The organism is Deltaproteobacteria bacterium (genome assembly GCA_026388415.1).
In the GTDB taxonomy this organism is placed as follows: Bacteria; Desulfobacterota; Syntrophia; order Syntrophales; family JACQWR01; genus JAPLJV01.
Genome location: JAPLJV010000012.1, coordinates 57,538 through 76,109, shown reverse-complemented (window position 1 = coordinate 76,109; position 18,572 = coordinate 57,538). Strand labels below are relative to the sequence as shown.

General features: G+C 50.0%; 15 protein-coding genes. 3 read left to right on the top strand and 12 right to left on the bottom strand.

Annotation, left to right across the window (positions count from 1 at the left end; all coding sequences use genetic code 11):
* Positions 1–23: 23 nt before the first annotated feature.
* From NT140_03190 to NT140_03135, 12 genes are all read right to left on the bottom strand, one after another.
* Positions 24–2,054: an NAD-dependent epimerase/dehydratase family protein gene (locus NT140_03190; protein ID MCX5830887.1), complete on the bottom strand. Its 2,031-nt coding sequence runs from the start codon at positions 2,052–2,054 to the stop codon at positions 24–26.
* On the bottom strand, positions 2,041–3,759 hold the full coding sequence (locus NT140_03185) for a thiamine pyrophosphate-binding protein (GenBank protein MCX5830886.1): 1,719 nt from the start codon (positions 3,757–3,759) through the stop codon (positions 2,041–2,043). The genes NT140_03190 and NT140_03185 overlap by 14 nt, the downstream gene beginning before the upstream one ends.
* 38 nt (positions 3,760–3,797) lie before the next feature.
* On the bottom strand, positions 3,798–4,565 hold the full coding sequence (gene rfbF, locus NT140_03180) for a glucose-1-phosphate cytidylyltransferase (GenBank protein ID MCX5830885.1): 768 nt from the start codon (positions 4,563–4,565) through the stop codon (positions 3,798–3,800).
* A 12-nt stretch (positions 4,566–4,577) separates the two neighbouring features.
* Positions 4,578–5,666, bottom strand: coding sequence for a CDP-glucose 4,6-dehydratase (rfbG, locus tag NT140_03175; protein MCX5830884.1), 1,089 nt, complete (start codon positions 5,664–5,666; stop codon positions 4,578–4,580).
* 48 nt (positions 5,667–5,714) lie between these two features.
* Positions 5,715–7,052: a lipopolysaccharide biosynthesis protein RfbH gene (gene rfbH / locus NT140_03170; protein ID MCX5830883.1), complete on the bottom strand. Its 1,338-nt coding sequence runs from the start codon at positions 7,050–7,052 to the stop codon at positions 5,715–5,717.
* A 219-nt stretch (positions 7,053–7,271) separates the two neighbouring features.
* The gene (locus NT140_03165; GenBank protein ID MCX5830882.1) at positions 7,272–8,168 is read right to left on the bottom strand and encodes a glycosyltransferase family 10; all 897 of its coding nucleotides are present in this window, start codon (positions 8,166–8,168) and stop codon (positions 7,272–7,274) included.
* A gap of 119 nt (positions 8,169–8,287) precedes the next feature.
* On the bottom strand, positions 8,288–9,208 hold the full coding sequence (locus NT140_03160) for a glycosyltransferase family 2 protein (protein MCX5830881.1): 921 nt from the start codon (positions 9,206–9,208) through the stop codon (positions 8,288–8,290).
* Positions 9,209–9,252: 44 nt separating this feature from the next.
* Complete coding sequence (locus NT140_03155; protein ID MCX5830880.1) at positions 9,253–9,963, bottom strand: FkbM family methyltransferase; 711 nt, start codon at positions 9,961–9,963, stop codon at positions 9,253–9,255.
* 106 nt (positions 9,964–10,069) lie between these two features.
* Positions 10,070–10,237 carry a Trm112 family protein gene (locus NT140_03150; GenBank protein ID MCX5830879.1) on the bottom strand — a complete coding sequence of 56 codons (168 nt, stop codon included), beginning with the start codon at positions 10,235–10,237 and terminating at the stop codon, positions 10,070–10,072.
* Positions 10,238–10,295: 58 nt separating this feature from the next.
* Positions 10,296–11,333 (bottom strand): 23S rRNA (adenine(2503)-C(2))-methyltransferase RlmN, encoded by a 1,038-nt coding sequence (gene rlmN / locus NT140_03145; protein ID MCX5830878.1) that lies wholly within the window; start codon positions 11,331–11,333, stop codon positions 10,296–10,298.
* Positions 11,321–12,556 (bottom strand): NADP-dependent isocitrate dehydrogenase, encoded by a 1,236-nt coding sequence (locus NT140_03140; protein ID MCX5830877.1) that lies wholly within the window; start codon positions 12,554–12,556, stop codon positions 11,321–11,323. The genes rlmN and NT140_03140 overlap by 13 nt, the downstream gene beginning before the upstream one ends.
* A gap of 110 nt (positions 12,557–12,666) precedes the next feature.
* The gene (locus NT140_03135) at positions 12,667–13,635 is read right to left on the bottom strand and encodes an NlpC/P60 family protein (protein MCX5830876.1); all 969 of its coding nucleotides are present in this window, start codon (positions 13,633–13,635) and stop codon (positions 12,667–12,669) included.
* Positions 13,636–13,860: 225 nt separating this feature from the next.
* Here NT140_03135 and mtgA point away from each other — a divergent pair, with 225 nt between their 5' ends.
* From mtgA to sucC, 3 genes are all read left to right on the top strand, one after another.
* On the top strand, positions 13,861–14,616 hold the full coding sequence (gene mtgA / locus NT140_03130; GenBank protein MCX5830875.1) for a monofunctional biosynthetic peptidoglycan transglycosylase: 756 nt from the start codon (positions 13,861–13,863) through the stop codon (positions 14,614–14,616).
* A 3-nt stretch (positions 14,617–14,619) separates the two neighbouring features.
* On the top strand, positions 14,620–17,250 hold the full coding sequence (gene mutS, locus NT140_03125; protein MCX5830874.1) for a DNA mismatch repair protein MutS: 2,631 nt from the start codon (positions 14,620–14,622) through the stop codon (positions 17,248–17,250).
* Positions 17,251–17,389: 139 nt separating this feature from the next.
* Positions 17,390–18,553: an ADP-forming succinate--CoA ligase subunit beta gene (gene sucC, locus NT140_03120; GenBank protein ID MCX5830873.1), complete on the top strand. Its 1,164-nt coding sequence runs from the start codon at positions 17,390–17,392 to the stop codon at positions 18,551–18,553.
* Positions 18,554–18,572 lie beyond the last annotated feature (19 nt).

The window sequence follows — 18,572 nt, the reverse complement described above, 5'->3', positions numbered from 1 at the left end:
CATTAGCAGAAGAGTTACCTCTTTCATGTCAAAAAGCTCATAAATAGATCACGCATAGTCTGTTCTAAAGGCCTTCCTTCAAATTCGAGATTCGTTGATCCAACTAAATACGCCAAGTCATTCTTTCTAAATCTATTCTCATCTATCGTAATGCACGCTTTAATTCCCGATATCTTCTCCAGAATAAGAATAATATCTTTAAGTCTGGTTTCTATGCCGCTACAAACATTATAAACCTCTCCTGATTCTCCTTGGCAGGCAAGCAAAATGTATTCTTCCACTATATCCCTGACGTCAGAAAAGTCGCGAATGTTTTCAATATTCCCAACCTTAAGATCAACTACGTTCCGGCGTTCATTTCTTGCTACCGCAAATTGCTTAGCCATATCGGCGTCAAAAAAAGTAGCAGGCCGCCCCGGCCCGGTATGATTAAAGGGGCGGGCTATTACGTATTGTATGTTTGTAGTGCGAAATCTATGGGCAACCATCTCCATCATTGCTTTGGATACGGCATATGGATTCATTGGGCTGAGCTTATCGCTTTCAACAGCTTTTCTGCCTCCGATATCGCCATACACTTCGCCGCTGGATATTAAGAGAAGCCTTATGGGTGTGGAAAGCAGCTCCAGTACTTTAAAAAGATTATAGGTAGATTTTACATTGGTATCAATAGTTTCGTATTCTTCTTTCCAAGAAAGCCCTACCGATGATTGAGACGCTAGATGAAAAACGATAGAGGGTCTACACTCATTAATATAACTAGCAATCGAGTCAAAGTTCATCAGGTTGGCACATCGGTAATCACAATCTGTCAATTTTTGAGATTCTTTAACATCTATCCCATGCACAAATGCACCGAACTTCATTAAACGGGGGACCAGATAACTGGCTACAAATCCATTCGAACCAGTTATGAGAACGGAGCGGTTATTAAAAAAACAACGTAGTGTTTCCTCTGGCATAGCTTTGAGAATGTTGCGATTCATTAAGGTACTTCCCCTTTTTAAGTCCATTGGATTTATTAATGTTCTTCTGATACCCTCTCGAATATCCGTGACTAGGTGGATACCACACTCGTCCTGTACCCGTTTTGTCAATGGCACATATCGTTCTGCTGGTTTATGTGAGTCGGGTATCTTGTCAATTTTTACCGCTACCGGTTTCTCAAAGCACTGTGCCACCGTATTTGCTACCTCTGCGATGGTCATATCTTCTTCCGATCCAACATTATACGCCCGGCATGTCTTACCAGTAAATAAAATAGTCCAAAGCCAAATGGCTAAATCAGCGGCATAAAGATAGGAGCGATAAGGCGTCCCATCGCCGTTGACCTGGATGGGGCCGCCATTTAATCCATCCCGGATGAAGTTTCCGATGGCGTAATGGATATCCAAAGGCAGATAAGCGCCGACAAAGGCAAAACAGCGGGCAATCTTCGTTTCGATGCCGTACTTTTTTGAATAGAGCGAACAGAGGAGTTCTGCTGCCCGCTTACCCTCACCATAGGCAGAATTTGGATTGGTAGGATCGGGTGCGCCGCAATAATCTTCTGAAACATGGGTCATATCCGATGGTTGTTTACCATAAACGGCCCCGGAACTGGTCAGGAGTAACTTTTGGGCATTGCAGTGTACAGCAAAATCAAGGGTACGCCTTGTTCCCTCGATAATGGTATCAAACATCAGCAGCGGGTCTTCATTACTGAGTTGAGCACTGGCTGATGTGGCGGCATGAATGACGTGAGAAAATTCGCCTTCGGGGAACGTGAAATTCCTTACATTGCCAATACGAAAAGTGATGGCCTGGTTTGTTGCAAGGTGCGGCGCTTTCTTTTGGAACGCATTGAAATCCCTGGTAAGAACCAGAGCGGAGGCATTAAGATCAAGATGAGCATTCGCCCAGGCAAAACTCTCCAAAAGCCAACAGCCAATAAAGCCTGTGCCGCCAGTAATGAAAATTTGCTTTCCCCGCAATTCCTCCCATAATTCTTTCGTATGGTGAAGAATATGATCTAAATCTAACTCTAAGGGGTTTGATAATTTATTTTTTTTCAAAGCTTACCGGTTTTGCAAAAGGTTCCATTTCAGTCATTGGAAAACCAAAGGCGATTTTTGGATAAACATTTGTATTCATGTCCAATAACACATTAATGAGGAAAGGTGCTCGGGGATCACCCCACATTTTTTTCAAGGCAAATTCGATTTCTGCGTCATTCTGTACAGTGAGTGATTGAATCCCATAGGCCTTGGCAATTTTGGTAAAGTCAGGTGCCGCATATCCCCAGAACGTGGATTGATACCGGCATTCAAAATAACTTTCTTGAAATTGACGGACCATGCCGTAACACTTGTTATCCAATATAACCATTTTAACGGGTAAATTGTTGCTGGCGATAGTTTGCAGCTCCTGAATATTGAGCTGAAAACCACCATCGCCTGATATCATAATGACCGGCCTTTTGTCATAGGCAATACATGCTCCAATTGCTGCCGGTAACGCGTAACCAATGGGAGCCATCCCTCCAGAGGTTAAAAAGCGTTGGTCAGCATTTAAGTCCAATGATTGTGCTGCCCACATCTGATTTTGACCGACATCAACAATAAATGCGGAAGATAAATTAGATTTATCAGATAGTTGATGCATAAACTTGTTTGGATTAATGCCTTTACAATTGTTTAACTCAGCCGTATCTGCCCATTTTTTTTTCAACTGATTTATTTTTAATACCCACCGTGAGTAATCCTTTGATTGTTGTTTGGGCATTTTTTTCATTGCCGATATCAAAAAAGGTCGTAAATGGGCCAATATTTCTTTGCAGCCCGTTACTCTGTTGTTCATCTCGCCTTTTTCGCAATCCACATGATAAATTTTGCGGCGCCCTTTAAAGGCATTGGTATCATCACCTGTTTGCCTGATATCAAGACGGCTGCCCAACACCAATAATAGGTCGGATTCTCCAATGGCAAGATTAGCCCAGCGATTACCGTACGTCCCAATCATTCCTACCCGTAGCGGATGATTACAGGGCAATACATCTACTGCCAGCAGCGAATTCACCACAGGTATGTTTACTGCCTCAACAAATATTCTAAACAAATCTCGTACCTGTGCCGAATTTACGCCACCTCCTGCTAATATCAGCGGCTGCCTGGCTTGACTGAGATCGTAAAGAAGCTCTTCCACCAATGTTTCGTCTACACTCCCAAGCAACAGGGGCTGACTAGTAAAATCATCATTATTGAGATCTGCTCGCTGGATATCCATTGGTATATCAATGATAACCGGCCCGGGTCTTCCTGAAAGTGCTGTAAAAAAGGCTTGCTTTAATACCATCGGCACTTCTTCGGCTGAACTAATTCGCCAGGCAGCCTTAACAACTGATTGCGCCATTGATACTATATCCGTCTCTTGAAACCCCAGTTGTCTGATAGGGCGGTCTTGCTTTTGTTCGTTTAAATTCACCTGTCCGGTAATAAAGATAGCTGGTGAAGAATCGAAGTAACAGGCGGCAATCCCGGTTAGCAAATTTGTTGCCCCCGGTCCGCTCGTCGCCATAGCTATGCCGGGAATGCCCGTAACCCGTGCCATGCTGTCAGCGGCAAATGCAGCCGCTTGTTCGTGATGACAGCTTATCAGGTTCATTCTTTCATGTTTACAGGCCGAATCAGTGAGGTGGGTAGTCATCCCGCCAATGACCTCAAATATATGGCTGACTTTTTGTTCATGCAAATAGTGAATAATATAATCGGATACCTTCATGAATTATCCCTTGATTTCATTGGCGCAGGAGAGAAAATTTACCAGACTTTCCACGGCGCCTTTTCCAAATCCCACATCTGATTCAACATCTCGTATTCGCGATAGGTGTCCATTCCGATCCAAAACCCTTCATGACGATACGCCATAAGTTGCCCCCCATCCGCCATTTTTTCCAGGGGCGCTTGTTCCAGCGTAGAATCTTGTTCTAGATAATCAAATACTTTTCGATCAAAAACAAAGAACCCTCCATTGATCCATTCGGTTCCTACTTTTTCACGAAAGCGGTTTACTTTCCCATTGTCACCCAAATCAAGAATACCGAATCGCGATGGTGGCCTCGTTGCAGTAAGTGTAGCTATTTTATTGTGTGAGTGATGAAAAGTTGTTAATTTCTCCAGATTTATGTCTGCGAGACCATCACCGTACGTAACCATGAATGTGTCCGTATTTATGTATTGTTCTATTCTTTTTATTCGGCCTCCCGTCATGGTATGAAGGCCGGTATCAACCAACGTTATCTTAAAGTTCTGCTCCGGATGGTTATTCTGAAAGGCAATCCTGCTTTCCTGACCTAATTGAACAGTACAGTCATTACACATCAGGTCATAATTGAAAAAATATTCTTTTAAGATGCTTCCTTTATAGCCAAGGCAGAGAATAAAATCATTGAAACCGTAATGTGCGTAAATCTTCATGATATGCCAAATAATCGGCTTTCCACCAATCTCGACCATTGGCTTGGGTTTGTACTCTGTCTCTTCTCGGAGACGCGTACCCATGCCACCACACAGAATTACGACGGGGATATTTTGTGTCATTCAGGAACCTTTCTTTGCGGCGATTTCGTTGAAGCTTCTGATTTGACGCAGAGATAAACTTCGCAAATCCTTATTGCTCGTATGCCAGGCTTGATACCAGCCCACCGTCCAATCGATGGCATCACCACCGCCCAATAATGGCATCCACTGCAACTCATTCATTGCCTTGTCAATACAAAGCCTCAGCAGATGTGCTTCATGCGGAGCGTTTGTCCCGGATTGGAGCGCAAATGTTTTCCCATCTCCCCAAGCCGCGATGAATTTATTTACCAGATCGTTCACCCTTATATGGCCATTTTCCATCGGTCCAAAATTCCATGATCCGGAAAAACGTTCAGGGTCTTCAAGAAGACGCTGCGCCAGCAGGAGATAACCGGAGAGGGGATCAAGGACATGCTGCCAAGGACGGGTGGCATGCGGATTACGAACGCCAATTGGTTCGCCATTGGACAGGGCGCGGATGCAGTCCGGGATGATGCGGTCTTTCGCCCAGTCGCCGCCGCCGATGACGTTGCCCGCACGGGCGGTGGCAAAGCCGATGTGAGGGCCAAGGGCTTGCTTGGCGAAGAAGGACTGAAAATACGATGCACAGACGATTTCCGCCGCCCCTTTGCTGGCGCTGTAGGGGTCATGGCCACCCATGGGGTCATTTTCCCTATACCCCCAGACCCACTCCTTATTTTCATAACACTTGTCCGAGGTAACAACAACCACTGCCTTTACGGAAGGACAACTGCGGATGGCTTCCAGAACATTGACGGCGCCTCCGATATTGGTATCGAAAGTTGTTTTGGGATCATCGTAGGAATCCCGGACCAGGGGTTGGGCAGCAAGGTGAAAGACGATTTCCGGGTTTGCTTTTTCGAAGACCGTTTTGACTATCCCACCATTTCTGATGTCGCCTTCCGTGTGGGTGATCAGGTCTGGCAGGTGTATAAGCTCGAAATGGGATGGTGCGGTATTCGGCGGCAAGGCCAGGCCGGTAACCCTGGCACCCATTTCAGAGAGCCAAAGTGACAGCCAGGACCCCTTGAAGCCGGTATGACCAGTGACGAGAACGGATTTGTTTTTGAAGAAATTATTGAACATTTTTGAACTATCTCTCCCTCACCCTTCGACAAGCTCAGGGGCGTACAATTATTTTGTTTTTAGGAATTCGTCTATGACATGCATCGTGAAAGCGATTTGTTCTTTGCCGAGGCCGGGGTATGTCCCCAGAAAGAAGGTGTCATTCATGATGCGGTCTGTATTGGGCAACTTCCCTATCTTGCGATGCGGGATGTCCACATAGGCTGGCTGGCGGAGAATATTTCCTGAAAACAGGTTCCTGGTTTCGACAAGATGTTTGCTCAGATAATTGGTCAAATCTGTCCTGGCAAAACCTGCTGCTGCGTGGACGGTTACCGGAAAGGCGAACCAGGCGGGGTCGCTTCCTTCCGTGGCCTGGGGCAGGATGAAGCGGTCTTCGTAATTATGGAATCCAGCCGTCCAGTGCTTGAAATTCTCGCGCCGGGCGGAGCAGAAACGATTCAGTTTCTTCAACTGCTCCACACCAATGGCAGCCTGAATGTCCGTCGCCTTAAGATTGTAGCCGATATGGGTATAGACGTATTTGTGGTCGTAACCATACGGGAGATCGCCATATTTCCCTGAGAAGCGACGGCCGCAGGCGTTGTTTTCTCCGGGGCCACAGTAACAGTCTTTGCCCCAATCCTTGAGTGATTGGACGGCTCGGGCCAGTATAGCATCCGAGGTCAAGACGGCGCCGCCCTCACCCAAAGTGATATGATGAGCCGGGTAAAAGCTGCAGGTGGCAATGTGGCCAAAGGAACCGACCCAGCCAGCCGGTGAATCAGGCGCCTTCCCCGGGATTTCATACGTTGAGCCGAGTGCGTCACAGCAGTCTTCGACGAGAAAGAGGTCATGCTTTTTGACGATTTTCAGGACCTCCGCCAAATTGAAAGGGTTGCCCAGTGTGTGAGCTATGAAGATGGCGCGCGTCTTCGGGCTGATTGCCTCAGTGATCTGATCGGTACTGGCATTGTAGGTGGGAATATCCACATCAACGAAGACGGGAATGAGCCCATTTAGAATAATCGGGTTCACTGTCGTAGGGAAACCGGCGGCGACCGTAATGATCTCGTCACCCGGCTTGAGACGGCGCTCTCCCAAAAGGTGCGAGGTCAGGGCGGTGATGGCCAGAAGATTCGCCGAGGAGCCGGAGTTGGTCAGAATGGCATATTCGACACCGACCCTGGCGGCAAGTTCTGCCTGGAATTCCTCGGTGAAGCGACCCTCGGTAAGCCAGAAGTCCAGAGATGCCTCAACCGCCGCCTGGATCTCCTTTTCATCGAAGACTCGTCCTGCATATCTGACGGGAGTTTTCCCGGGGGTATAGGTCTGATTTGCACTTCTCACCTGGTGAAACTCGGCAACCAGCGCGGCAATCTGTTCTCGTAATTCTGCTTCAGTCATCTCATTTATTACCATTCGTTTATATGAAAACAGATCCAAGTTGCTGATTATTTTCATTCTTCGTTGTGTCCGATAAGGGCATGTGAGTTATTATGACGTCCGTCCTCAAAAAAAGCAAGGAGTTTGGGGACAGATTTCAAATCCGTCTCCAAAGCAAGGACGGTATTGGGACGTCCCAGAAAAGAATAAGTCCCGGTTTAATTGCACCATAAACAAGCTTCAATGGCCTCCGTTTTCCAATGAAATTATCCCGGTTACAATGGTACTGACAAAAGCCTCAGAACTGAATTTCCGTACCTCCTGGCTCAGCAGGAATTTTTCAATTGCTTCCTGATAACGCAGGTATTGCTTTTGGTCAATTGATATCAGGTAGTTGTGTAACCCTTCCATATCGAAAAAATTTCGCCGGTCAATAAAGCATTCCTCCGGGATATGCTCAGTTACATTATCTGCACCCCAATAGACGGGGACTGAACCCGACAAAAAAGCATCGAAAATCTTTTCCGTGATGTAATTGGAGAGGTCACAAACATTCTCGTAGCAATAGGAAAACCTAGACCGTGACATTACCGCTCTCTTTTCAAGCACTTCGCCTCGATAACTGGGGAATGGTTTATGGCCGTACAGTTGAGTGCGCAAGCGTCCCAGGCGGCGAGCCAGTTTACCGGCCAGATCAATGCCGGCCGGCGGTTTATGCCATCCCCTGCCGTAAAGTGAAAACAGTCCCGGCGCATTTTTTTCATACCAGCGTATTACCCGCAGGCGCTCCTGATATAAATCAACATTCAGCTCTCTGGGGAAACGTTTGTTGGCATTGATTAAACAGGCAAAGATATCACGCTGGTCAAAGCTGGGAAAAGACTCCCACGAAAGTTCATTGGGAACCATAACCGGGGTGACGTTGGGCAGACCAAAGAATCTCTTGTCCCAGGTGAAGACCTGTTTAAATTGTTTAAGATAATCAGGATCAGCATTCAAGGTGTTGATGTAGGGATTTTCCGTGGCGATCAGGTAGCGGTGGACTGAACTTGCGGCCAGTGGACGGCCTTCGACATGTAATTCAAAGGCGATTTTTTCGCTTTTATGCAGGTCTGCCGTATTTATTTCGATACCCACCGCAGCGAATTCCTGGCGGAGTAATCTTGGAGTATACGTGGGATTGTATTGGTGAACAGGATCTTCCGCACAAAATAAAGAATTATTGGAATGCCCCTCTTGATAAATGCTGGCGCGAATCACCCACACTCCTTTTGTTTCATGAGGTTTGTAATGATAGCGCGCTTGATCATAAAAAAGTAGTCCTTACCGCGGAATAAACGGCAGAGGCGGTGTTTATTCATTTCCCTTTTTATGATTTTCAGGCGCTTCGCATATCGGACGGCAGATAACGAGGCAACAAGTTGTTTGTGGATGAAATACCGGTAATCGGCCAACCCGGCGCTACCGCACAATGTTTTGTTTTGCTCCAAGAAACCGAGGAGACGTCGGCGGTCACGCAGGGATTCCTGCAAACCGTCATTGCCGCCATGCAGGTAGTAATCCATTAAAGGTTTTGTAATCCAGACAATCCTTCCGGAAGCAGCGATGGTCAGTAGCCAACTGACGTCAGCATATTTACCGCCATCCTCAGGGATGCGTTTCCCCTCAATTTTTACTGTCCGGTAAACATACCCGGGGAAAGGGGCAATGCCGGTATGATAGCGGCCATAATAGCGGCGAAACAGATCTTCCGGGGAAGAAATCTGTTCAAACCGGCCGAGGCATAAAAATGACAGCTCCTTTGTATTGGCTGGGATATTTACAACGCACGCATTAGTGCCAAAAGCCACTGCTGTCGGGTGCAGGGCAATTGCCTCGGCAACGTTGCTGACAAAACCCTCCCGCATGGTATCATCATCGTGAAACAGGCAAAAATAATCGGCGGCAGCCTCACTGATACAGGCGTTGAAATGGGCAAGGGCTGGTAGAGCGGAGGATCGCCGCCGGTACGCAACCGAGGGGAAGTGGGTCCGCGCCATTTCCCCAACGGTGTCATCGGAGGAGTTGTCTGAAATAATGAGCTGATAGTCGGAAGAATTCTGGTTTAAAACCGACTGAATTGCTTCTTTGGCCTGTTCGGGGCGGTTATGGCAAATAATGAATATCTCAAGAGTCAAAGGATTGCCCCCATCTATGAGTATCAGGTTATTCGACACAGACATTATGCATCAAAAATCGAGTTGTGAACATACAGGGCATCTCCCCAGCGGGTCTTGTTTATGTAAAGGAAAACAAGCGAGAAGCCATGCGAATCGAGATACTCCGTCAGTTCCTTGTGGCTCACATCATTCTCATATAATCCGCTGTTGCTGACCTCGGTAAAGACGTAGCGCACCTGTTTAAGAAACGCATTCGCCCCCTTCAGGACCCTTAGCTCGGCCCCTTGGGTGTCGATGTACAGTAGATCTATGCGCGCAACCATATCCGCATGCCCATTGGTTTTGAAATCGGCTGCGATCTGGTCAACAGTTGTCGATACCAGGGTTATGGGTGCCGAATCGAAATCCACTTCCGGGTGAGCCACAAGATGGCCGCTCGGTTTAAGCAGACTGGAACTGCCTCCCCCTCCCTTCGAAACATAAAAATTGCATGTCTTTCCTGCTACATCCGTGCAAACGGCCTTTACGGTGAAATATCCGGGCTGGGAAGAAGCCCTTTTTTCTAGTTCTTTATAGGCGCTTGGCAATGGTTCGACCAAAATTCCCGCTTTAATTCCTTGTTCGATAAAGCCTTTGATCTCTTGCCCGGAGTTAGCACCGACTTGGAAAACCCCTGTGGGGGTGCGACCAAACCATTTGAAGAGGTATGCGAACGGATCGGGCAATTTTTCTTTGTTGTATCGTTTCTTCAACGAAAAAAGAAGTGGGTGCATGTTTGTTTTGTTCCTATTTTAATCGGCACAGCGCCGCAAAAGATTTGCCAAAACGCCGCCAGCATTCTATCGAGGAACTAACCCATTATTGGTCCTAGGTTGGTACCTACAATCTTCTTGCCTCTTCGATCAGCATAACCGGGATATCGTCGCTGATCGGATAGAGCAGGCGGCAATGGTCGCAAATGATCCCGTCTCCCGTCTCACTTATATAAATCTTTCCCTTGCACCGGGGGCAGGCCAGAATAGCCAATAATTCCTTGTCTATGGGCATAATTGTTCCTTTTTATGCGGCTGTATATGTTGCAAAACTAATAAATGCAAATAATTTGCTATAACCGTTCTTTTGCCTGGCCGCTCAGTTGGCCGCAGGCGGCCAGAATATCGCTGCCCTTGCTGGCGCGCAGGATGACCGTGTAATGGTGCTTGAGCAGCACCTGCTGGAATTTGCGGATGTCATCAATCTTTGGCGTTTGGAATTTTGCGGCCGGGAATTCATTGAAGGCGATCAGGTTTAGTTTACAGTGGATGCCCTGCAGAAGACGGGCCAGCTTTTCTGCATCCGCCGGGGAGTCATTTACGCCGGCCATCAGGATGTATTCGAAGGTCAGCATCCTGCGGCCGGGCATGGGGTAGTCGCGGCAGGCAGAGAGCAGCACCGCGAGCGGATATTTCTTGTTGATCGGCATTAAGGAGCTTCTTGTTTTGTCGTCGGCCGCATTCAGAGAAACGGCCAGATTGATGGAGATGTCCTGGCCCAGTTGCCCGATCATCGGGGCGAAGCCGCAGGTGGAGAGGGTCAGCTTCCGATTGGAGAAGCCCGGCCCCGGGTCGCAGGTGATGATCGCAATTGCCTTCAGGACGTTGGCGTAATTGTCCAGCGGCTCCCCCATGCCCATGAGGACGATGTTATTGATATCCGGCCCGGCCGGGGTTTTAAATTTGAGGCAGGTCAGTTGACCGGTTATTTCCGCCGGCTGCAGATTGCGCTTGAACCCTTGACCGCCCGTGAGGCAGAATTTGCACCCCATGCGACAGCCGACCTGCGTGGACAGGCAGGCCGTCCAGTGTTTCTTCCCTGGGATGAGTACGCTTTCGATAAGACAGCCGTCCTCCAGCCCGAAAAGGACCTTCTGAGTGCCATCCCGGGAGGTCTGGACCTTAACCATTTCCGGCTGCACGATATCGGCGATCTCCGCGAGCTTGCTGCGAAAATCCTGGGCGAGCGTGGTCATCCCGTCAAAAGAGGTTGCCCCCTGGTGGTACAGGCATTTCATGATCTGTTGGGCGCGGTATTTTTCTTTGCCGAGGCTCAGGATGAGATTTTCGATCTCCTGCAGAGATAGATTGTGCAGATTTACTTTTTCCATGACAGCTTTTGTTGCAGATTCCGGGCAATCGCGTCAATAAAGGCCTCCGTATCTACTTTCCTGTTACCCGGAGCGTCTTCGGCAACCGTCAGGAGGTCGCCCGTCATGACGCCCGATTCAACGGTCGCGATGGCCGCCTCTTCCAGCTTGTCCGCAAATTCGACCACCGCCGGTGTCCGGTCCAGCTCGCCGCGCTTCCGCAGGCAACCCGACCAGGCGAAGATGAGGGCCATGGAGTTGGTAGAGGTCCGCTCTCCCGCCAGATGCCGGTAGTAGTGCTTCTGCACCGTGCCATGGGCGGCCTCATATTCGAAATATCCCTGCGGGGAAACGAGCACGGAAGTCATCATGGCCAGACTGCCGCTCGCCGAGGCCACCATATCCGACATCACATCGCCGTCGTAATTTTTGAGCGCCCAGAGGATGCCGCCTGCATGCTTCATGAGGCGGGAAACGGCGTCATCTATCAGGGTGAAGAAATACGTTATGCCCGCTGCGTGGTACTTGTCCCGCCAGTTATTTTCAAATTCCTGGGCGAAGATGTCGCGGAAACGGGCGTCATAGGTCTGGGAGATGGTGTCCTTGGTGCTGAACCAGAGGTCAACCTTCTGATCCAGGGCAAAGGTGAAACAGGCCCGGGCAAAACTCTCGATGGAAGCGTCGGTATTATGAATGCCCTGGACTATGCCCGGTCCCTGGAATTCCTTTATGATTTTCCGTACCACCGTCCCGCCGCCGGCGGGTGTAAAAACAAGTTCCGCCTTACCGGCTCCGGCGACCTGCATTTCCACATTGCTGTACATGTCACCGTAGGCGTGCCGACCGATGATGATCGGCTTCTGCCAGGCAGAGACAACGGGACGGACGTTTTTCGTGAGGATCGGCTTTCTGAATACCGTGCCGTCCAGAATGCCCCGGATCGTGCCGTTGGGGCTCTTCCAAGCCGTTTTCAAATGATATTCCTGCACCCGCTCCGCGTTGGGCGTAATGGTGGCGCACTTTACCCCGACCCCGTATTTTTTAATCGCAGCGGCGGCAGCAATGGTAACCTGATCATCTGTTTCGTCGCGATGCTTGACGTGCAGGTCATAATAATCGAGCTTAATATCCAGATAGGGCAGGAGCAGCTTATCCTTCACCATCTGCCACATGATGCGGGTCATTTCATCGCCGTCCATCTCCACGATGGGGGTTCCTACCTTGATTTTATTACTGAAAGACATATAAACTTCTTTTCGTCAGTGGGGAATAGCGAAGCAGTCGCGCTAAAAAAACAGGTGGATAAAGCAAGAAAAAAGACGCCAAAGATAATACTTAAAACGTGCCGGGAGTTTTATAAAACTTCGTCCAGGCCCTTCAGCCGGACGGCTTTCACAAAGCGTTTATTGAAGTAGGATTCATTCAGGTTGTCAATTCTTACGATCCTGTTGCCAGATGAGGCGTGGACAAACTCGTTATTGCCGATGTAGATGCCGACGTGGCCGAAAGAGCGTCTGGTATTAAAGAAAACCAGGTCCCCTTCGATCATGTCCTCCCTGGCTACAGTGGCCCCCACATAGGCCTGTTCACGGGCCGTGCGGGGCAGAGTGACATCAAAAAGTTCATATATTTTTTTCACGAAGGCCGAGCAATCGAGACCCTTCAGGGAAACACCGCCCCAGCGGTAGGGGGCGCCCAGAAACGCCGTGGCTACCTTCACAAAGAGTTTCTTTTCCTCAGGGTTATGCCATTTACCCAGCAGCTCGGCGCTGGAGGCGAGAGCGTTTTCCGCTTCGACCGGGGAAAGAGCGGCGAGGGGCTCATCGAGCAAGCCGTCATCTTCTTCATCGAGATCGGACTGTTGCGCGGATTGAACCTTCTTCTCCAGCGTCGGACCGGCTTTCGCCAGCATGATTTTTCGCCCGGGTTTCAGCGCGTTGCTGCGCAGGTGGTTTGCTTCTTTGAGGGCACTAACGGAAATACCCGTTTTTTTGGCAATGCTGTAGAGACTGTCACCTTTTTTGACCGTATAGGACGACAAAGGCGCAGAGGCTGTTATAGCTTTGGCTGTGCTTTGTCTGGTTCCCTGTTTTGCTCCGGTAGCAGGAATGGTGAGAACTTGCTTGTTCTTGATGCTGTTCCCGCGCAAATGGTTGATTTCTTTTAATGCTTCCTGGCTGACAGCAAACTTTTCCGCAATCAGCGCCACGGTATCACCGCGTTTTACAGTGTAAACCTCCTTGGCAAGTATTTCCTGGCCAAGGCCAAACGACAAGAACAGGACAATCAGTCCCATCCACGGAAAAATCCGCCGTTTCATCATGAAGTACCTCCTCATTTTTTTAATCGGGGGTTGCCCCACTACTGCAACGGTGCACAGATTTTGACGAGGGATGACAAACTGTACACTGAAATGTTTGTCTCCTTTACCGGAAATGTGGCGCGAAGTCAAAACATTTTTTTAGGGGCCGGGAGTGTGATAAAAAACTACGTTTGCCGACGGTAAAAACTTTTAAAAAAGGGCGAGATGAGATAAGAAAGAATAGCGATGGTTAAAAAATATTTGCGCATCATGTTATTTATTGTTCTGGCCTGGCCTTTTTGCTATGTGGGCTATTATTTCTTTGTCCCCGATGTGGCCCGACTGAAGAAGTGGCATCCTCCCCGGACGTCTTTCATGGAATACCGGTTGCAACAGTGGGAAAAGCAGAGCCGGAAGAAAAAAATACAACAGACCTGGGTTAGTTTGCCGCAAATTTCTCCTTATGTTATAAAAGCCGTGATCATTGCGGAAGATGACAAATTCTGGTCCCATGAGGGCTTCGATTTTGAGGCGATGCAAAAAGCCCTGGCCAAGGACATAGAAAAGAGAAAGTTCCGGGTCGGCGGCAGTACCATCAGCCAGCAGTTGGTGAAGAATCTCTATCTGCTGCCGGAGAAAAGCATTATCCGCAAAATGAAGGAGGCGATCATCACCTGGCGGATCGAGCGAAAGCTGTCCAAGAAGAGGATTATCGAACTTTATCTAAATGTGGCGGAATGGGGTGACGGCCTGTTCGGAGTTGAGGCGGCGGCCCGCCATTATTACGGAAAACCGGCGTTATCTCTGACGGCGCCCGAGGCGGCCAGACTAGCGGTGATGTTGCCCAGTCCCCTTAAATATCAGCAGTTTAGGACATCTAAGTATCTGGAAAAGCGCAGTGAAATCATCTACCAAATCATGGTGCGGCGCGGCATTGTCATTCCGGAATACGAGACGGTCATGGAAGTAACAGATGATGTTGTTATTGAAACGAAGGAATGATCAATGGGGATAATGGAGCTCGCGAGTTTGCCTCCGGCCATGCGCCAGTATGTAGAGATCAAGGCCGGTTACGAGGACTGCATCCTTTTTTTCCGGATGGGGGATTTCTACGAGATCTTCTTTGAAGACGCCGTGACGGCCGCCAAGGTACTGGATATTACCCTGACGTCAAGAAGCAAGAGCAAGGAAGACAGTATCCCCATGTGCGGCTTCCCCTATCATGCGGCGTCTCCCTACATAACCAAGCTTATCGAAAAGGGTTTCAAGGTGGCCATCTGTGAGCAGGTGGAAGACCCGAAACTGGCCAAGGGAGTGGTAAAAAGGGAGGTGGCGCGCGTGGTTACCCCCGGTCTCGCTGTGGATACTGATAATCTTCAGGCCGGCGAGAACAATTATCTGGCAGCCCTGTCTTTGGTGCAGGAACAGATGGGGATGGCCTTTCTCGATATTTCTACGGGTGAATTCCGGGTCGCTCAAGGAGAGGATCGGGAGTTTTTCCTGGTCCAGGCGGCCAGCCTCGATTTTCGGGAAATTCTGCTGCCGGAGGCCTGGCGCGATCAGCCGCTCGTTGACGCCCTTTCCCAGGCCGGAAAACAGCGCCGCCTGAATTTTGTCCCGGAATCTTACTTCGATCACGATCAGGCTTTTTCTCTGCTTTCGCAACATTTTCCGGGGCCGCAGCTCGAAAAAATGGCTTTTGACAGGCGCCCGGCGGCCGCGGCTGCGGCCGGCGCCGTGCTGCGCTACGTGCTGGAGACGCAAAAAACTCATCCCCCCCACATCAACATGATCCAGTGGTATGAGACGGCCGGCTACTTAGTCCTCGACGACATTGCCAGGCGCAATCTCGAACTTTTTACCACGATTGCCGACAACCGCCGGGAAGGCTCGCTCTTTCATGTCCTTAATGCGACGGTAACTGCCATGGGTTCGCGTCGCCTGCGCTGGTGGTTGAACTACCCGCTCATGGAACCGGGCAAAATCAGGCAAAGGCTGGGGGCCGTCGGCGAGATTAAGGAAAGTCATCTGCTCCGTGAAGAACTGCGCAAGAACTTATCCTCAATTTATGATCTGGAAAGGCTTGCCGGACGCATTGCCCTGGGCGTCGCCAACGGGCGCGATCTGATCGCCCTGAAAAATTCCCTCCTGGTTCTGCCCGGTATCCGGACGATCCTGCAAAAATTCTCGGCCCCCCGTCTCTGTTCGCTTAACGCCGGCCTGGACGAGATGTTGGATATTGCCGACTTGATCGAGAAAACCATCGCCGAAAATCCGCCCTTTACGCTGCGGGAGGGGGGCATTGTCAAGGAAGGCTACGATCAGGAGTTGGACAAGCTTATTGCCGCCATGCGGGATGGCAAGCAGTGGATAGCGCTGCTGGAGGAAAAGGAACGGCAAAAAACGGGAATCAATTCTCTCAAGGTCGGTTTTAACAGCGTGTTCGGCTATTATCTGGAAGTTACGAAGGCCAATGCCGACAAGGTCCCGGACAGTTATATCCGGAAGCAGACCCTCGTCAACGCCGAAAGATATATCAACCAGGAGCTGAAGGAATATGAGGATGTCGTTTTGCATGCCGAAGACCGCAGGAAAGAAAGGGAATATGACCTCTTCATCGCCATCAGAAGCAAAATTGCCGGCGAGATAAAAAGAATCCAGGACACGGCCTCCCTGATTGCCGATCTCGATGCCATCGCTTCGCTGGCCGATGTTGCCGAACGTCACAAGTACACCTGTCCCCATATTGATGAAGAGGATGCTATCACCATCACCGATGGCCGGCACCCGGTAGTGGAAAGGATGCCCCTTTCGCACGGCTTTGTTCCGAATGATATCTCTCTGGACGCGCATCGTAACAGGCTGCTGATCATCTCGGGTCCCAATATGGCGGGGAAATCCACGTATATCAGGCAGGTGGCGCTTATTGTCCTGATGGCGCAAATGGGCAGCTTTGTGCCGGCCGTAAAGGCCTCGATTGGCGTGGTGGACAGGATATTCACGCGCATCGGCGCGGCGGACAGTCTGGCCAAAGGACAAAGCACCTTTATGGTGGAAATGACCGAGGTGGCCAATATCCTGCAGCATGCGACCTCCCGCAGCCTGATCATTCTCGATGAGGTGGGCAGGGGGACCAGCACCTTCGACGGTCTCAGCATTGCCTGGGCAGTGGCGGAATATATCCACGATGCCAAACAGTTGGGGGCGCGCACGCTTTTTGCCACCCATTACCATGAATTAACGGACCTTTCCCGCACCAAGGAGGGGGTGAAAAATTACAATGTCGCGGTCAAGGAAATGGGAGAACGGATAATTTTCTTGAGAAAGATTGTAGAAGGATCGGCCAACCGCAGTTACGGTATCCAGGTGGCGCAGTTGGCCGGGGTTCCGGAAGAGGTGATCGTGCGCGCCAGGGAAATCCTGCGTAATCTGGAAAAGGGCGAGCTGGACGAGCTGGGGATGCCGAAAATTGCCCAGGGCAAAAAGGGGTCGGCCAAGGGCAAGGCCCAGTTGAGCCTTTTTATGGATGATGAAGGGGCGCTCCTCACTGCCCTGAGGGAATTGAACATCATGAATATGACCCCGCTGGAAGCGCTGCAGTGGTTGAGCAACTGGAAGCAGAAGCTGATGTCCTGAGGTTGTCGGCCCCGGCTGAATATTGCTTGACAATAATTTTGGTTTTCAAGGAATTTCCTGGTTTTCCGGCGGCAGAATACGATCGTCTGGTCAAGGAAGGCGTAATCGCTTAAATAATGGTTAATTAGGGGGGGATATAATGAAAATCCACGAGTATCAGGCGAAGCAAATCATGAGGAATTATAATATTCCTGTCCCGAACGGCGGTGTGGCAGATACGGCGGCGGCGGCAGGAAAGGTGGCAGCCGGCATCAGCGGCAGTGTCTTGGTGGTGAAAGCGCAAGTGCACGCGGGGGGCCGTGGCAAGGGCGGAGGAATCAAGACTGCCGCGACGCCGGCCGAAGTGGAAGAAATCGCCAAGGATTTGATCGGTATGCGATTGATAACGCCGCAGACGGGCGCCGGGGGAAAGCAGGTCAATAAGGTGCTGGTTGAGGAAGGAGTGAACATTGCCCGGGAGATCTACCTGGGTATTACCGTGGATCGCGCCAACGAATGCCCCGTCATTATTGCCAGCCGGGAAGGCGGTGTGGAGATCGAAGAGCTGGCCAGAACATCACCGGAAAAGATTATCAAGGAACGTGTGGACTTCAGTGTCGGGCTGCGCGCCTTTCAAATCAACAAGATCGTCTTTGCCCTGGATCTGGATGCCGGATTGAGAAAGCCGATGACCCAGCTTATCGCGGCCCTCTATAAAATATTTGTCGAGAAGGACTGCTCGCTGGTCGAGATTAACCCGCTCGTCATCACGAAAGAAGAGCAGCTTGTGGCGCTCGATGGGAAAATCAATTTCGATGATAATGCGCTATATAAGCATAAGGAAATGGCCGAGCTGCGCGATGTTCTGGAAGAGGAACCGCTGGAGGTGGAAGCCGCCAGGCACAACCTTAATTATATCAAGTTAGACGGCAATGTGGGCTGCATGGTGAACGGCGCCGGTCTGGCCATGGCGACTATGGACGTCATCAAGCTGGCCGGCGGTGAACCGGCCAACTTTCTCGATGTCGGCGGCGGCGCTACCTCCGATATGGTCAAAAACGGCATCAAAATTCTCATTTCCGATCCCAAGGTGAAGGCTGTCTTCATCAATATCTTCGGCGGTATCCTGCGTTGCGACACCCTGGCAAAGGGATTGATTGAAGCCATTGCCGAGGTGGAAGTCAAATTGCCCCTGGTGATCAGGATGGAAGGCACCAATGTGGAGCAGGGCCGGAAGCTGTTGAATGAATCGGGGTTGAAACTGATGGTTGCGGCCACCATGCAGGAAGCGGCGCAAAAAGTGATCGCCGCGATTCGCAATTAACCCAAGAACTGAGGGAAAG

What these genes read in the sequence shown, in the direction of transcription:
- rlmN (MCX5830878.1), bottom strand. Translation starts at nt 11,333, where the DNA reads ATGGAAAAAGTAAATCTGCACAATCTATCTCTGCAGGAGATCGAAAAT.
- rfbH (MCX5830883.1), bottom strand. Translation starts at nt 7,052, where the DNA reads ATGACTGAAGCAGAATTACGAGAACAGATTGCCGCGCTGGTTGCCGAG.
- NT140_03185 (MCX5830886.1), bottom strand. Translation starts at nt 3,759, where the DNA reads ATGAAGGTATCCGATTATATTATTCACTATTTGCATGAACAAAAAGTC.
- NT140_03135 (MCX5830876.1), bottom strand. Translation starts at nt 13,635, where the DNA reads ATGATGAAACGGCGGATTTTTCCGTGGATGGGACTGATTGTCCTGTTC.
- NT140_03150 (MCX5830879.1), bottom strand. Translation starts at nt 10,237, where the DNA reads ATGCCCATAGACAAGGAATTATTGGCTATTCTGGCCTGCCCCCGGTGC.
- mtgA (MCX5830875.1), top strand. Translation starts at nt 13,861, where the DNA reads ATGGTTAAAAAATATTTGCGCATCATGTTATTTATTGTTCTGGCCTGG.
- sucC (MCX5830873.1), top strand. Translation starts at nt 17,390, where the DNA reads ATGAAAATCCACGAGTATCAGGCGAAGCAAATCATGAGGAATTATAAT.
- rfbG (MCX5830884.1), bottom strand. Translation starts at nt 5,666, where the DNA reads ATGTTCAATAATTTCTTCAAAAACAAATCCGTTCTCGTCACTGGTCAT.
- mutS (MCX5830874.1), top strand. Translation starts at nt 14,620, where the DNA reads ATGGGGATAATGGAGCTCGCGAGTTTGCCTCCGGCCATGCGCCAGTAT.
- NT140_03155 (MCX5830880.1), bottom strand. Translation starts at nt 9,963, where the DNA reads ATGCACCCACTTCTTTTTTCGTTGAAGAAACGATACAACAAAGAAAAA.
- NT140_03140 (MCX5830877.1), bottom strand. Translation starts at nt 12,556, where the DNA reads ATGTCTTTCAGTAATAAAATCAAGGTAGGAACCCCCATCGTGGAGATG.